Below are 16,014 nucleotides of genomic sequence, written 5' to 3'. Positions count from 1 at the left end.
GCTCCTTCGTTGGGGCCTAGGCCGACTCAGATTTCTCTATGGCGGAAGGCGAAAAGATCATTCCGATTAACATTGAAGACGAGATGCGTGGCGCCTACATCGATTACTCGATGTCGGTCATCATCTCCCGGGCCCTGCCCGACGTGCGCGACGGCCTGAAGCCCGTGCACCGGCGCGTGCTCTACGGCATGAGCGAGCTGGGCGTATCTTATAACAAATCTTACAAAAAGAGTGCCCGTATCGTAGGGGAGGTGCTGGGTAAGTATCACCCCCACGGCGATTCCTCGGTGTATGACACCATGGTGCGTATGGCCCAGGATTGGAGCCTACGCTACCCACTTGTTGACGGGCAGGGTAACTTTGGTAGCGTCGACGGCGACTCGCCGGCGGCGATGCGTTACACGGAAGCGCGCCTGAAGCGTCTGGCCGATGAGCTCATGGGCGACCTAGACAAGGAGACGGTTGACTTTCAACCCAACTTTGACGACTCGCTGGAAGAGCCCAGCGTAATGCCCGCTAAGTTTCCGAACCTGCTGGTGAACGGCACCTCCGGCATTGCCGTGGGCATGGCCACCAACATGGCTCCGCATAACCTGACGGAAGTTGTGAACGGTATCATTGCTTACCTCGACAACACTGATATCACCATTCCCGAACTGATGGAGTATATCACCGCGCCGGACTTTCCGACGGGTGGTACGATCTACGGCTACGAGGGAGTAAAGCAAGCCTTTGAAACCGGTCGCGGCCGCATTGTAGTGCGCGCCAAAGCGCACTATGAAACCACGCCCACCGGCAAAGAGCAGATCGTCATCACCGAAATTCCCTACATGGTGAACAAGGCGTCGATGATCGAGAAAACGGCGGCGCTCATCAACGAGAAGCGTATCGAAGGCATCGCCGACTTGCGTGATGAGTCGGACCGCGACGGGATGCGCATCGTGTACGACCTGAAGCGTGACGCCATGCCCAACGTGGTGCTTAACCAGCTCTATAAGTACACGCAGCTGCAATCGTCCTTTGGGGTCAACAACGTGGCGCTGGTGAAAGGCCGGCCCATGACGCTGAACCTGCGCGACTTGATTCAGCACTTCGTGGAGCACCGCGAAGAGGTAGTGGTGCGCCGCACTCGTTTCGAGCTAGCCGAAGCTCAAAAGCGAGCCCACATCCTGGAAGGTCTGCTCATTGCACTCGACCATTTGGACGAGGTAATTGCCTTGATTCGTGGTTCCCGCGACCCAGAAATTGCCCGCACGGAGCTCATCGACCGCTTCAAGCTGAGTGAAGTACAGGCCCGCGCCATTCTGGACATGCGTTTGCAGCGCCTTACCGGCCTGGAGCGCGACAAAATCGTGAAGGAGTACGACGAACTCACGCGCCTGATTGATCACCTCAACGACGTGCTGGCTTCGCCGGAGTTGCAGCGGCAAATTATCAAGGACGAACTGAACGATATTCGGGAGCGCTACGGGGATGCCCGCCGCACAATGATCGAATACGCCGGCGGCGACTTCTCAATGGAAGATATGATCGCCGACGAGAGCATGGTAATTACCATCTCCAGTGAAGGCTACATCAAGCGTACGCCGCTGGATGAGTACCGCTCGCAAGGGCGTGGCGGGGTTGGTTCGCGCGGGGCTTCTTCTAAGCAGGACGACTTTACTGAGCACCTGTTTGTGGCCACCACCCACGAATACTTATTGTTCTTCACTGAGCTAGGTCGAGTATTCTGGCTTAAAGTGTACGAGGTGCCGGAAGGAGGGAAGAACGCCAAAGGCCGCCCGATCCAGAACCTTATCGAGATTCCGCGGGAAGACAATGTGCGTTCCGTCTTGAACGTGCGTGGCCTGCGCGACCCCGATTACTTGGAGAACACCTACCTAATGTTCTGCACTGAGCAAGGCACCGTGAAAAAAACGCCGCTGGAGGCGTATTCACGTCCGCGGACGGCTGGTATCAATGCGATTACCATCAACGAAGGCGACCGGTTGCTCGACGTACAGCTCACGACTGGCAACAGCGAAGTCGTCGTCGCGTTGCGTTCGGGCCGGGCGGTGCGCTTCCCCGAGGGTAAAGTGCGCTCCATGGGCCGCAGTGCCGCCGGGGTACGCGGTATTACCCTGACCGATGACAACGATCGGGTCGTGGGGATGGTTTGCATTTCGGATACGAGCCAGGAACTGCTGGTGGTGTCGGAAAACGGATACGGCAAACGCTCGGAGCTGGAAGAATACCGAATCACCAACCGCGGTGGTAAAGGCGTTCAGGCCATGAAAGTCACGGAGAAAACCGGGGCGCTAGTGGCCATCAAAGACGTAAACGACGGCGATGATCTGATGATCATCAACAAATCGGGGATTATGATTCGCTTGCGGGTGGCCGACCTCCGCACGATTGGCCGGGCTACGCAGGGCGTACGACTTCTCAAGATTAACGAGGGCGATGAAATCTCGTCGGTGGCGAAAGTTGCGGCCGAGGAAAAGGATGCAGACGCGGAAGGTGCGGACCTAGCCCCAACTGGTGACGGCCCGGATGCAACGCCCGACGCCGACGTAGCCGCGCTCACCGACCCAGACGCTCTGAGCGCAAACTAGTAGCGATAAGGAGTATTTCGGGGATTGGTAGTAGTATTGCAGGATCAAACCTGTCGGCTGCCAATCCCCAGCTTCTCCGACGCAACGTTCTATCAGCTGAACTAAACCGGCGATTATTCCCGTTAGAGCAGCAATTTCCACTCACTTCACCTGTTCTTCAGTCACAACCTCATGAAGAAGATTATTCTGACCCTGGCCGCTGCGGCCGCTTTACACACCGCCTCGGCTCAGAACTCAGCCGTCACAAACGCGCAGCTTTTTGAAAAGCAAGGCACCTTGGACAAGGCGCGTACTGAGATTGACAAAGCCATCACCAACGAGAAAACCTCTGGCAAAGCCAAAACCTGGTACACTCGTGGTGAGATTTACGAAGGAATTGCTGGTAGCCCCATCTATAAGAAAACGGTAACGGACGTCGACCCAACTAAGGTTGCTATCGAGTCTTACAAGAAAGCTGTTGAAGTAGAGGGCAAAGACAGTGAGTTTGGCAAGCAAGCAACGACTAAGCTAGAAGGCTTGAACAAAAATGCCTACGGCATGGCGCTCAACGCTGGCGTAGAAAGCTACAATGCCAAGAACTTTGACGAGGCTATTAAGTCGTACCGGCAGGCCCAGGCGTATATGCCACAGGATACCACGGCCTATGTATACGCGGCTTATGCCGCAGAAGGCAAACAAGACTATAGTGTCGCGAAAGAAGAGTACAACAAGCTGCTAGCTATTCCGAACTACAAAGCTTCGCCGCAAGTTTATGAGCGCCTACTACAAATCGCTCGTCAGGAAAAAAACGATGCGGATGCTTCCAAAGTATTGCAGCAAGCTTTGCAGGCTTATCCAAATCGCAAGTCTTTTGTGCTGGAAGATCTGAACCAACTGATCAGCTCGGGCCAGGATAAGCAAGCCATCGACAAGCTTAACCACGCCATTGAGCTGGACCCGCAGAACTCGAATCTTTATACGGTGCGTGGTTCGGTGTATGACAAGCTGAAGCAGCCCGAACAAGCGCTGGCTTCGTACCAGAAAGCTGTTGACGTAGATCCTAAGAATTTTGATGCGCAGTTTAACGTTGGAGTATATTACTTCAACAAAGGCGCAGATATTCTTAAAAGCGTTAACAAAATGAGCCTAGCTACATACCAGAAGCAAGGCAAAGCCAAAGAAACGGAAGCTAAGAAATACGTACAGCAAGCGGTGCCGTACTTCGAAGCAGCTCTGGCCGCTAACCCGAATGATCGCGCGACAATGGGTGCTCTGCAGAAAGCTTACACGCAGCTAGGCCGCACGTCGGAAGCAGAGAAGATGAACGCAAAAATGAGCTCCGCAAAATAATACGGCTGCCAACAGCTAGGAGTGAAGAAAAAGGACCCGTGCAGCTTGCACGGGTCCTTTTTTGAAAAGTCTACTTAACATAATATAAATTATAAGACAAATGGACGGTTTTGGAAAAGCAGGCATCGGTGGCTCTTTTTCATAGTTGAGTTGGTAATAGTAGGTTTGAAGTTTAGTCATACAGTTTGCTACAAAAGTTGTGGACGTCATATAAGGTGATTTACTAAATCATTCATTTCTTAGAAAGAACGTTGTGCTATTTGGTGGCTGGTGTGTAGACACGTTGCTAGAAACTTAGTAGCAGATTCAGTAGCATCTTCAAGTGCAGAACGCCTGAAGCTTGTGGACGTTTCTCTGTAAGCCTCTTCATGCGGTGCGCTATTAGTTAAGTTGGCTGAGCGATCGTCCCAGTTCAGCACAAAGTATTAATGGCTGTTGAAGTGTATTGTGTAGCTCAAATGATGAGACGGGCGAAGAATTATAGACAAAGATTGTCTGCTCAATAACTCAATCAAAAACGGGTGTAGTGCCGATGCCTCTATTGGAAGCGCTATAGAGGCGCTGTGTCTAACGTCTGAAATAAGGCCTTTGTTGGTTCATTAGAGAGCAGCTGGTGAGTTACAGAAGCCTCTACACTTTAAAAAAGGGGCTCCACTCCTGCCCCTAGCCTTCGGTCCCGCCATGTATGATTGGTACTATTTATACTATATAATTAAAGTGGATAGTTAATTATTCATGAGGTAATGAATAAGCAGCAATACAAAGTATAAAAAAGTACAAAAAATATATATACTTTCATACTTTTTTATACTTTTTACCACTAATATGTACTTTTATTATTTATACTCGTATACTTGCATACCCTTTTACCTCTAATACTACTTCACGTATGCCAAAGACAATAGACTACCCACGAACAAGTTATACTGGTGCTTGGGAAGTAGCAGAAATAGTAGATGATACTGGTGGTAAATGCGCTATTGATACTTGCGCACGCAAGCTAAATCGTAAGGTTAGTGGCTCATTCAAGGCCATCATCGGCTCTGCGGTTAAGTTTGGCTTAGTAACCAGTAAGCGTGAACTGCTAACCACAACTAACTTGTTTCGCCGCATCAAACATGCTTATGACAAGCAAGAAGAGAAGATATACCATCGGGAAGCCTTTTTGAATCCTCCCTTATTCACGCAGATCTGTCGGAAGTTTCGTAACCGAGAACTTCCCATCCACATGTTCGACGTGATTCTAATTCGCGAGTTTGGAGTAGAAGAGATAAACGCTCAGACCGTATCGAAAGCATTTGTCGATGGCGCGCGAATGGTAGGCATTCTCGACGAGCGCAATATTGTAGCAGATATTGATCAACTAGCGGCCCAACAAGCACCCCGTCGGGAGCTAGCAAGCACCGAGATGCCGCTGAATGCTTTCAAGCCACCTCTAGCTGCTGCTGGTGTTGGTACAAACGCACTTAACAACGCCAACGACAGTGGCAGTGTATTGCCACCAGACCAGTCATCCCCAATCGTACCTACTTCCTTGCCACCACTCGCGAGCCCTAGTCCTACCACTAACGCTGGTTTTGTACCACCGTTAAGGGGTCGTGATGCGATATCCAGCCTATTTGGCTTAGATACAGACGATATGGATGAAGATGATACATCTAGCAAGCCATCCTCCGATGCAGTAATAACGACTCCACAAGCGCAGTCTGTTTCAAAGGAACTCACGAGTACCTCGGCAAACACAAACATAACTGGAGAAACAACGACTAGCGTCACCAATCCGCCTGTTAGACCATCGGATAGGGCCAGCACCACAGCTGTTACGCGCAGTGAGAACCTAGAGAGCAACAGAACTAGTACCTATTCAGTGCACATTGTGGGTCCTGGTATTGATTCCAACCTCATGATCCAGGACACTGATGACCTGGATATCGTAAATATTTTGCTGGAGAAGATCCGGAAACAATTAAATCGCTGATTAATCAGCACCTAACAACAAAAAGACTGGGTGGTCACTCCTATTACAAGAGCGACCACCCAGTCTTTTTTAAGGTTGTTTAACTATTATGTTAAGCAGAATTTCTACCGTTGCTTCACCAGCGAGATATACCATAGCCCGTCTTTCCGTTCGCGGCCTAGGTAAAAGCTATCTACTAAGTCAACCTGCAACTGCTGCTGCCAGCGGGCGGGCAATTCGTCAAGGCGGCGCTTGTCAGAGAACACGGCGAGCGGTATACGTTGCAGAGGCAACGAATCAGTAGGCAAATGCCAAAGCGGGACTGCCCTACCAGCTGCCCATACCTGCTTTACGTGCATTTCCTGTAGGCTGTACCATGGCCGTCCGGCGATGGACGGGAGTTGCCGCACATCCCGAAAATGGCGTAAGCCAGGCTCCTGGCGCCGGGCTTCCCAAAGCGGATAAGCTGGTAGCAGCAACGTAATCAGCAGTGCTGCCAGCGTAAGCGACCCTGCGACCAGTACGGTGGGCCGTAGTTGCTGCCCGGCTCCTCGGATCGCCCATACGGCTAGGCCGCCACACAAAACGACTCCCGCGCCGAAGCGCGCGGTTGCCGGTCCAAAGCCAGGCAGCTTGGCCGCTAGCATTGCCACGGGTACGGCCACGCAAACCAGCGTAAATATCCCAACCCAAAACCGCAGCACACGCCGGTCGGTGCGGGTTGCTTGCTGCTGCGCGAAAGCCGTTTCCCAATACCGCAGCATCCCAGTTGCCAGCAAAGCCAGTGGAGGCAATAAGGGCAGCATATACCGCTCCTTTTTCTCTGGCACTAGACTCAGCAGCACCAAGGAGGCTAGTAGCCAGCCCAGCGCCAAGGCATAAGGTAAAAACGGCAGCAACCGCCGCCGGGCATACGGCACGGCCAAGGAGGCTAAAGCCGCCACGACCCAGATGCCGCTGAACACAAAGAAATTCCAGTAGTACCATGGCGGCTGCACGTGCCGCTCACGCCAGGCCGTTACTTCGGTTTGTGCCACCGCCAGCGCGGCTGGTTGCACGTGATAAAGAATATAGAGTGGCCAGGCACACCCCACTCCCAAGGCTACTACCGCCGCCAATAATGCTCCACGGCCGTGCGTGCGCACGCTAGCACGGGCCTCATTCAGGCGGGAGGCGTAACACCCTACAAACGGAAGCAAGCCTGCGTAGAGCGCGACGGGGCCTTTACTGAGAATGGACAACCCCAGCAGCAGCCCAGCACCAGCAAAGCTAGCATAACCGGCCCCCATGCTCCGCCAGCCTCGCACCAGCAGCCATAAGGCCCCAACCAAAAAGCTATTAGCAAAAATATCCCACTGCCCTTCACGCCCGGTGGTCATGATGAGCAAACTACTTGCTAGTACCAGGGCACTGAGCCACGCTGTGCGGCCGGGTGCCTCTTGTTCAGCCGCGCGGTCGGCCGTCAATTCGCGCACGAGCCCCCAGAAGAAAAGCACCAACAGCGTCGCCATGATGCCCGCTGGTAAACGCAACCACGCTAGGTTCTCCGTGGGGCCCACCACTGTTTGCACCGCTGCCACGGCCCAGGTTGGTAGTGGCGGCTTAGCCAGACGCAACTCCTGGTTCATGGTGGGGATAAGCCAGGAACCACCCGCCACCATTTCGCGCGCGGCCACAAAGTTGCGCGATTCCATCAGGCTAACCTCGGGGGCCGAGCCGTGCACAAAAAAACTAAAGCCACATACGGCTAGCACCGACGCTAGCCGCGTTAAAGCCCGGTTTCGGGCTAGTAGTTGTCTGAGGAACACAAGAAAAACAGCTAAAACACGCACCGTCGTTACCTAACGACTGCTGGCAGCAAGTAACAATAAAAATCCGCAGGCAAGCCCCCTTCGCTTCATGCCCTACTCCTACTCTTGCGGAAGCCGGCGACCTAGCTGCGCCAGCAACTCGGGCACATTGTCTACTTCAATGGCATCGGGGCGGCAGCTTACTAAACGCGCAACTGCCTTCGGCGAACGCCCCCCAAAGACGATGACTTGAAAGCCAGCCGCCCGGGCTCGCCCCGACCGCTCGGGGGTAATAACATCTTTGCTGACAACTACCGCCTGCACTTTTTGCTGGATAGCCGTTTGTAACCCTTTCTCAAAATCCTTGGTGATTTCCAATCCCAGCGGCACAGCGGGTAGTTGCTGGCGCAAGGCCACAACGGTTTTCTTGTTCATGGACAAGATCAATAATCGCTCCGGCGGCAGCGAAGACGTGCGCAGCAAGCGTGCCAGCGCCCGAACAAGTACCGGCGAGCGGGAGGGTGAAGTAGCCGCGGCGCAGTTATCGTCCTCATGTAAGTCCAGGTGAATGATCGGCGCATTAGGGCCGTGTGGCAGCGCCTCTAGCACGGTTTGCAACCGCATCAGGTGCTCGTCGTGAAAAAGATCATAGACCAGCCCCCCCCGGTAGGCGAGCGTCTCCAGCTCAGCAGCCGTGTACTGACTCACGCAGCCTTCCCCGGTCGACATCGAATTCAAGGTTGGATCGTGGTAGATAAACGGCACACTGTCGCGGCTTAAGCGGACGTCGATTTCGACGCCGTCGGCGCCGCGGGCCAGTGCCCGCTGCAAACCCGCCAGACTACTCGGGGGCAGCGGATTGAAGGGATTGAGGGGCGTAAAAAACCCGGAACCCGCATGTCCAATGACCGTAATAGCCGGTCTTTGCAAGGTAGGGGCTTCAGGGACGGCCCGCGTTAAAACGTGTACATACCCCCCGACCCCAGCCAGTGCCAGCAGTCCTACTGCCCAAAATGTATTCTTTCTTGCCATAAATCACCCCGTTTTAGCTTCGTGTTGCAACGAGGCCAAAGGCTGCATGTGCCTTAAACCAGATCTACCATGAGATGGTTATTTACCATTACCTTTGGCGCCCCGCCCCCGGCGGATTTTCTTTTCCAGTGCTTCCCCTTTGTTTATGCCTTCTGTTCTGGTCACTGGCTGCGCGGGCTTTATTGGCTCGCACGTCTGCCAACGGCTCCTTGCTGATGGGTACCGCGTTGTCGGCTTGGATAACTTTGATCCTTTCTACGACCGTACCCTCAAATTGGCCAACATGGCCGATTTCGCCCAGCATCCTAGGTTCAGCTTCCACGAAGTAGAACTGCAACGCGGTGCCGAGTCGCTAGCCGATGCCCTGCCCGCTGACCCCATTGACCTGGTCGTGCACTTGGCAGCCAAGGCAGGCGTGGGCCCCTCGGTACGACAGCCCATTGCCTACCTAGAAAACAACGTCATTGGCACTACCCACTTGCTGGAGTGGATGCGCCAGCGCGGCATCTCCAAGCTCTTTTTCGCCTCGTCGTCGTCGGTGTACGGCAACACGCCCGAGCGTCCCTTCCGCGAGGATATGCCCCTGCTGCAAGCGTGCATTTCCCCATATGCGGCCTCTAAGCTAGCCGGCGAACAACTCACCGCCACCTACCACCACCTCTACCAGCTCGACGTTATCAACGCGCGCTTTTTTACGGTGTACGGCCCGCGCCAGCGCCCCGACCTAGCTATTCACAAGTTTGTGCGCCTGCTGCGGGCGGGCCAACCCATTCCGGTGTTCGGCGACGGGACGACGGCGCGCGACTATACCTACGTGGCCGACACCGTCGACGGCATTGCCCGGGGCGTGCAGTACTTACTCACCCACACGGACGTGTACCAGACCATCAACCTAGGGAATAACAACCCCGTCACGCTGCTCGACCTGATTCAGGCCATCGGGACGGCCGTGGGTGTGACGCCCGAGCTGCAGTTTCAGCCCATGCAGGCCGGCGACGTCGACGTGACCTACGCCGATATTAGCAAAGCGCACCAACTGCTCGGTTACGCCCCCCAAACGTCGCTGGCCGACGGCCTGGCTCAGTTTGTGGCCTGGGAACGTGCCCACGCGGCTGTAGCGGAATAACGACTAGGTACCTTAAAAAGCAAGGGCCCCGACTTTCATCGGGGCCCTTGCTTTTAGTGCTTTACTTCTTCGTTTTCGATTTCTTCGATCTTCAGCCGCTTAATCTCGCGCCGGAGCAGCACCACGTTGCGGGCGTACACCACAAGGCCCGGCACATTCCCCAGGATCAAGACAATATCGACCGGGCGCCGCAATACCGCATACATCAGAATTAGCGCCGAGCCGACCAGACTCACCCCCCAAAAACCTAGGGGCAGCACCGACTCCCCCTTACGCTCGGAATACAGCCATTGATAGACAAAGCGCAGCAGAAAAATAGTCTGCCCAACGGCGCCGAGGACCAACACCCCCCGCGGAATGCGATTGTTGAGCATGTTTTGCAAGCTAAAAAACGACGTTCCCGTTACAAACCACGCCAGCGTCGCCAGCGGAAACAGGTAGGCCCCGGCGCGAAAGAACCCGTTAAGCTTGCGCCACTCGCCCAGCAGTTGCAGGTTGCGAATGTAGATACCGTAGCTGATGAGCTGTGCCCCTAGGATAATGGGGTCGTGGCGCAGCATGCCGTACACGATCATCAGAAACGACGAGACGAGGCTGATTTGCCAAAACAAGGTGGGTACCAGCACACGCTTGGCCCGCTCGCTCTGAATCCATTGCAGAATGATGCGGCTGGAAAACAGCAGTTGCGAGGTGAGCCCAATGGCATTGGCCACCCAGATACTATCTAGCTTCATATAGTAGCAGCCCTCTCCTTACGCGGCCGGCGTGGCGTTGCCCCCGCGTTGCTGCTCCCCGATTTCGTAGTTTTTCCAGCGCGAGCGAATCCAGCGGAACCCGAACGTATCCACCAGCGGCTTCCAGGCCCGGTTCCAGAGGTTGTACTTGGCCGTGCCGGCAAAGCGCGGGAAGTGCTGCACCGGAATCTGCTTCACCTTGCCGCCTTGCAGCTGCACCAAGGCCCCCAGGAAGCGGTGCATGCCGTGGAAGAGCGGAATACGGCGCGCGTACTCAATTTTGATGATCTTCAGCGGGCAGCCAGTGTCCTGAATGCCGTCGTTGATGAGGGTGCGGCGGACGGTGTTGGCAATCTTCGAGGAGAGTTTCTTGACCACCGTATCCTGGCGCTTGGCCCGGATGCCGTTGACCATGTCGAACTGCGGGAAAAACTCGAAGAAACGCAGAAAATCGAGCGGCGTGGTCTGGATATCGGAGTCGATGTAGCCCAGCAGCGTGGAGCGGCAATGGTCGATGCCCGCCTTGATGGCCGTGCTCAGGCCGCTATTTTTGGCAAGGGAAATAAACTCGTAGCGGCCGTCCTGCCGGCAGATGTCGCGCAGAATGGGCAGGGAGTTATCCGTGGAGCCGTCGTTGACGAACAGCACGGTGGTGGCTACGGGGGTTTTCTCCAGAAACTTATTCATTTCCACCACAAACTGCGGCAGGCTTTCTTCCTCGTTGTACACGGGGACCAGCACAGTGAGGGATTGGGTAGCGAGGTAAGCGTCGGCGGTGGTTGGCGTGGGCATAGAAGCTAGGCAAATCGGGGCGCAAGGTAGCGAGAAAACCCGGCACTGATGGCGTAGGCCTAGCTTCTCATTGGGTGGCACCCTTCGGGCTTGGTTGCCTCGCGGCCAGTGCGGCCGGCGCTAGCTCTGCCAGCACTGGCCGCGAGGCTAGCGCACGTAGCACCAGGCTAGGTGGTGCAAGGCGGGCGAAAGCACAACGGCAAGGCAAGAGCGAAGAAGTTAGTCCAGAAGGTATTCGGTCAATTTATAGCCAGGTATCGCTAGGAACACTCCTGCCCAGGATGCGGAAACGTCACGGTGAACGTGCTGCCTTCCCCAGGTTGGCTGCGCACCTCGATGCGCCCCCCGGCGTGTTCCACCATGCGCTTGACCATGTACAAGCCCACGCCGGCCCCTTCTACGTGCGGATGGTAGCGGCGGAACAAACTAAACAGCTCCGTTTGCCGGGTCAGGTCCATGCCTAGGCCGTTGTCGCGGACGGCCAGTTTTGCTTCCTGCGCTTCGCACCAACAGCGCAGGTGCACAGTGGGCACCCGGTCGGGGGCGCAGTACTTGAGCGCGTTGCTGAGCAGATTATACACCACCGCACGCAGCGTTTTGGCCGGTACCCGCACGGCTGGGCACTCGGCCACATCCACCGTCACCTGTGCCCGGGCCGCGGCCACCAGCGGGGCTAGGTCCAACTCGACGTCCGTCACGATGCTTGTCACTTCCGCGGCGTCGAGCGGTTCGGTTTCGGTGCCGGGCAGCAGGTGAGTGATTTCGGTGAGGTAGCCCAGCGTGGCGCGGAACCGCCCCACCGCCTCCTGCATCAAGCGCAGTACGTGGCGGGCCGTATCGTTCCAGTGGCCAGCGGCGGTTTCTTCCTGCAAGACCGCCAGCAACCCCTCCAGGTTGGTGAGGGGGGCTTTCAGGTCGTGCGAAGCCGTGTACACGAACGTATCCAGGTCGGCGTTGGTGCGCAGGAGCTGGGCGTTGACCTGCTGCAACTCGGCGGCGAGGGCCTCCGTTTGCTGCCGGCTCTCCTCCACGCGTTGCCGCGCTTCCACCTGGTCGGTGACGTCGAGCACCAGCGTGTAGAAGCCGACCACGGCGCCGTCGTGGACGTCGGGGATGTAACTGGTTCGGATGTGCTTGGTAAAATCGGCGCGGTAGCGCATGGTGGCCTCAAAGTCGACCCGCTCGCCGGCCAGCGCCTGCTCCATGTAGCCGCTGGTGGCGGCGTACGCAGCGTCCCCCACGATAGCGCGCACCGGCTGCCCTAGCAGCGTGGACGGGGCGCGGTGGAACCACCCGCGGTAGGCTTCGTTGGCAAACTGGTACCGCCGTTCCCGGTCGAGGTAGCCGATCAGCACCGGCAGCGCATCCGTCACCAGCTGCAACTGCCGGCGGCCGGCTTCCACCGCCTGCCGGGCCTGCACCAGCTCCGTGACTTCGTAGAGGAACACGGCCACGCCAACGATGCGGTTCTGCTCGCGGTAGGCCTGGTAGGTGAAGTTGAAGTACCGTTGCTGCTGGGGGCGGTCTGGGTGCGGGGCCACGGGCAGCGCGACTTCCAGGCCCTGGCGCGTTTCGCCCGTTTGGTACACGTGGTCTAGCCGGCCCATGACCCCGCGGCCAAACGCGTCGGGGTAGGCAGCGGCCACCGTGCGGCCGCGCAGGCTTTCCCCCGGAAACAGGCCCGCGAACGTTGGGTTGAAGTAGTCGATCTGGTGGTCCGGTTCGCGCAGCAGCACAATGGCGGCCGGGTCCTGCTCAAAAATGCGATACAGATCCTGCCGCTGCCGGGCCCGCTGCTCGGCGGCGGCTAGCAGTTGGGCCTGCAAGGCTTCCGTGTGCTGGCGGCGCAGCACCCGTTCTGTCTCGTCAAAGCCGAACAACACCAAGCCGTCGATGGCGCCGCTCTCGTCGTAGCGCGCCTGGTAAATAAAGTCAAAGTAGCGCGCCTGAGGTTGCCCATCCGGGCCCGCGAAGGGAATGGGAAACTCGTAGCCCTCGAAGGTAACGCCCGTCTGGTAGACGTTGCGCAACACCTCACCCAAGCGAGTATGCAACAGCTCGGGCAGGGCTTCCCTCACCGGCCGACCGAGCAGCGCCCGATCGGGAAACAACGCTTGGTAGTTGGCGTTGAGCAGCTGAAAGACCAGTTCCGGCCCGTCGAGCAAGGCAATGGCGGCCGGCGCCTCCTGCACGAGCCGGGCCAAGCGGTGTGTTTGCTGGGCCAGTTGTTGGGTGCGCTCCTGCACGCGCGCGTCGAGCTGCTGCGTTAGTTGCTCTAATTGGCGCCGGGCTTCCACTTGCTCCGTGACTTCCGTACCCACATTAACGACGCCTAGCAGCTCGCCCTGGGAATCGTAGATGGGTTGGCACACGAAATTATAGTAGCGGGCGACCATCTCACCGTCTTGCAGAATGAAGGCGGGGGCCTCCGTGCCAATGTACGCCTCCCGCGTGTGCAGAACGGCGCGGATCATCTCGTCGAAGCCCTGGCCCCGCAGTTCAGGGACGCCTTCCAGCAGCGCCTGGCCGAGCACCTGCTCGGGCGTCCGGCCCCACAACGCCGCCATCCGCTCGTTCACGGCGGCCACGCGTACCGCTTCACCTTGAAACAAGGCAATGCCCACCGGCGCCTGCGTCAACAGCGCCTGCAATTGCGCCCGTTCGCGCTCAGCGACCTGCACGGCAACTGTCAGTTCCTGGTTCAGGCGCTCGGTTTCGGCCTGGGCTTCCCGCTCCCGCGCCTGACTCGCGCGCAAAGCCTGCTCGACGGGCGTGCGCGGGTGGTAGTTGGTGTCGGTAAAATTGACCACTAACAGGTCGCCGCTCCGCTGGGTTGTCAGCAGGAAGTACCCGTCCAGGCCGTCGGCTTGGTAGAGCGTCTCGTTGCGCTGGGCCTCACCGGTGAGGAACGCCTGGCGGCATTTGGCAAATACGCCATCTTCCACGGCAGTAGGAAACAGCGTGAGCAGGGACGCGGTGGGCACTTCGGGCTGCCGCAGCATCTGCTGGCCGGCGGGGTTCAGGTACACCCAGGCAAAGTCGGTCAGGCGGTTGTCGTCCGAGTAGAGCGGCCGCAGCAGTGCCACGGCCGTAAGCGAAATATCGAGCAGCGTATCAAGTAGCGCTACCGACCGTTCAGGCAAGGGAAGTGTAGGCATGGCAGGTAGAAAACGGCCTGCAAAATAAACGCTTCAACCCGCACACACACAAGCTATTTGCCGGCACTAACCGGAAGATGAAGCCAAGCTAGGGTAACGGTTTTCCTCCCACGGCACGGGCCAGCGGCGGCCAGCCAAGCGGCCCTAAACGACGAACGCGCCAGCGGCGCGTTCTATCTTACTTATTTTACTTAGTTCAACCCTACCTGCTTCAGGGCCACCGAGTGCCACTTGGCAAAGGCCTGCCATTGCCGCCGCCAGTAGGTGTAGTCGCCCAGCACGCAAATCACCTTGTCGCCTTTGAAGTAGATGCGGGTCTTGGCTTCCTGGTTTTTCCAGTCGATGGGGCCAGCCTCGTCCGGCTCCATGTCTTCTACATTTTCCCAGAGAAAGGAACGGGGCGTTTCGTGTTGTTGGCCTAGCATATCTTGCCAGAACCGCATAGCATGTGCGACGGGGGAAGGAAACATAGTAGCCGATATGAAAATGAGTAAGCAAGCCAACAGGAGCCTAGACTCAGCTGTAAGCAATATAATTACATCCTTTCAAAAAGCCAACCAATTATAAAACTCTATATGATTTAAGCCCTTCTTTAATGATCTTCTATCTAGTTAAGTATTTCACAGGAAAATCAGCAACATAGTTGATCAATTGGTAGCTATATCATAAAGCTACATCTTGTTTTCGTCAGTTATTTTACTTCAAAAATACCAAAGCATATAACGAATCAACCCGGCAGTACTATGTAGAAAAGAGCCAACGCACCAGACCTAGCTAGGTATCGGGGTGTTGGCGGCAGCTCAGCTGTCTTCCCGCCGCACGCCCGCCGAAATAGTGGTGTGGCGCTGGCGCAACACGGCCACAATATCCTCCAACGTAAGGTTAGAGGCCGCCAGCAACACCAGCAAATGGTACAGCAAATCAGCGGCTTCCCCTTTCAGACCTTCCACGTTGCCCCCAACCGCATCAATCACGGTTTCGACGGCCTCCTCCCCTACTTTCTGGGCGATTTTGGGCATGCCCTTGCGGAACAAGGAAGCCGTGTAGGATTTGGGGTCTTCCTCCGGGAAGTCGCGGCGGCGCTGCACCAGGCGCTCCAGTTCGGCCAGGAAGCCTACCGGGGCTGTGGGTAAAGCCGTTTGCGCGGGCTGCTCGAAGCAGCTGGTCGTGCCGCGGTGGCAGGTAGGCCCGTCGGGAATGGCGCGGATGAGCACGGCGTCGCCGTCGCAATCCTCGTGCGTGCTGACCACCCGCAGGAAGTTGCCAGAGGTTTCACCCTTGGTCCAGAGGCGGTTTTTGGAACGGGAAAAGAACGTGACGCGGCCTTCGCGTTGGGTTTTCTCCCAGGCTTCTTCGTTCACGTAGCCCACCATCAGCACCTGTCCGGTGGCCGCATCCTGCACCACAGCGGGCAGCAGGCCATTCATCTTTTCAAAATCGAGTGTCATCAGACTTCCTTATCGTATTTACTAACTCACCTAGGTTTAGCCATCAGGCGGAGC

11 protein-coding genes are annotated in these 16,014 nt (G+C 56.7%); 4 read left to right on the top strand and 7 right to left on the bottom strand.

What is annotated here, in order from left to right; translation table 11 throughout:
• Nucleotides 1-38 precede the first annotated feature (38 nt).
• From gyrA to BXP70_RS08270, 3 genes are all read left to right on the top strand, one after another.
• Nucleotides 39-2,594: a DNA gyrase subunit A gene (gene gyrA, locus BXP70_RS08280; RefSeq protein ID WP_086593559.1), complete on the top strand. Its 2,556-nt coding sequence runs from the start codon at nucleotides 39-41 to the stop codon at nucleotides 2,592-2,594.
• A 171-nt stretch (nucleotides 2,595-2,765) separates the two neighbouring features.
• Nucleotides 2,766-3,923: a tetratricopeptide repeat protein gene (locus BXP70_RS08275; protein ID WP_086593558.1), complete on the top strand. Its 1,158-nt coding sequence runs from the start codon at nucleotides 2,766-2,768 to the stop codon at nucleotides 3,921-3,923.
• A gap of 889 nt (nucleotides 3,924-4,812) precedes the next feature.
• Nucleotides 4,813-5,901 carry a hypothetical protein gene (locus BXP70_RS08270; RefSeq protein ID WP_086593557.1) on the top strand — a complete coding sequence of 363 codons (1,089 nt, stop codon included), beginning with the start codon at nucleotides 4,813-4,815 and terminating at the stop codon, nucleotides 5,899-5,901.
• A gap of 104 nt (nucleotides 5,902-6,005) precedes the next feature.
• On the opposite strand, the gene BXP70_RS08265 is transcribed toward BXP70_RS08270, so the two are convergent.
• Nucleotides 6,006-7,688 (bottom strand): ArnT family glycosyltransferase, encoded by a 1,683-nt coding sequence (locus BXP70_RS08265; RefSeq protein WP_179197625.1) that lies wholly within the window; start codon nucleotides 7,686-7,688, stop codon nucleotides 6,006-6,008.
• A gap of 102 nt (nucleotides 7,689-7,790) precedes the next feature.
• Nucleotides 7,791-8,702, bottom strand: coding sequence for a glycerophosphodiester phosphodiesterase (locus tag BXP70_RS08260; protein ID WP_086593555.1), 912 nt, complete (start codon nucleotides 8,700-8,702; stop codon nucleotides 7,791-7,793).
• 145 nt (nucleotides 8,703-8,847) lie between these two features.
• Here BXP70_RS08260 and BXP70_RS08255 point away from each other — a divergent pair, with 145 nt between their 5' ends.
• The gene (locus tag BXP70_RS08255; RefSeq protein WP_086593554.1) at nucleotides 8,848-9,828 is read left to right on the top strand and encodes a GDP-mannose 4,6-dehydratase; all 981 of its coding nucleotides are present in this window, start codon (nucleotides 8,848-8,850) and stop codon (nucleotides 9,826-9,828) included.
• Between the two features lie 53 nt (nucleotides 9,829-9,881).
• Here the strand turns inward: BXP70_RS08255 and BXP70_RS08250 are convergent, their stop codons facing one another.
• The 5 genes from BXP70_RS08250 to hisIE all read right to left on the bottom strand — a co-directional run bounded on the left by BXP70_RS08250 (nucleotide 9,882) and on the right by hisIE (nucleotide 15,960).
• Entirely contained in the window at nucleotides 9,882-10,562 is a 681-nt protein-coding gene (locus BXP70_RS08250; RefSeq protein ID WP_086593553.1) for a lipid-A-disaccharide synthase N-terminal domain-containing protein, read from the bottom strand.
• Between the two features lie 18 nt (nucleotides 10,563-10,580).
• A complete protein-coding gene (locus BXP70_RS08245) occupies nucleotides 10,581-11,354 on the bottom strand; it encodes a glycosyltransferase (protein WP_086593552.1) in 774 nt (257 codons plus the stop codon).
• A gap of 260 nt (nucleotides 11,355-11,614) precedes the next feature.
• Nucleotides 11,615-14,512: a PAS domain-containing protein gene (locus BXP70_RS08240; RefSeq protein WP_086593551.1), complete on the bottom strand. Its 2,898-nt coding sequence runs from the start codon at nucleotides 14,510-14,512 to the stop codon at nucleotides 11,615-11,617.
• A 191-nt stretch (nucleotides 14,513-14,703) separates the two neighbouring features.
• The gene (locus BXP70_RS08235; RefSeq protein ID WP_143436417.1) at nucleotides 14,704-14,982 is read right to left on the bottom strand and encodes a hypothetical protein; all 279 of its coding nucleotides are present in this window, start codon (nucleotides 14,980-14,982) and stop codon (nucleotides 14,704-14,706) included.
• A gap of 330 nt (nucleotides 14,983-15,312) precedes the next feature.
• Nucleotides 15,313-15,960: a bifunctional phosphoribosyl-AMP cyclohydrolase/phosphoribosyl-ATP diphosphatase HisIE gene (hisIE, locus tag BXP70_RS08230; protein ID WP_086593549.1), complete on the bottom strand. Its 648-nt coding sequence runs from the start codon at nucleotides 15,958-15,960 to the stop codon at nucleotides 15,313-15,315.
• Nucleotides 15,961-16,014: the final 54 nt, after the last annotated feature.

The sequence above is a fragment of the Hymenobacter crusticola genome (assembly GCF_002154225.1).
In the GTDB taxonomy this organism is placed as follows: Bacteria; Bacteroidota; Bacteroidia; order Cytophagales; family Hymenobacteraceae; genus Hymenobacter; species Hymenobacter crusticola.
This window is presented reverse-complemented; position numbering and strand designations above follow the sequence as displayed.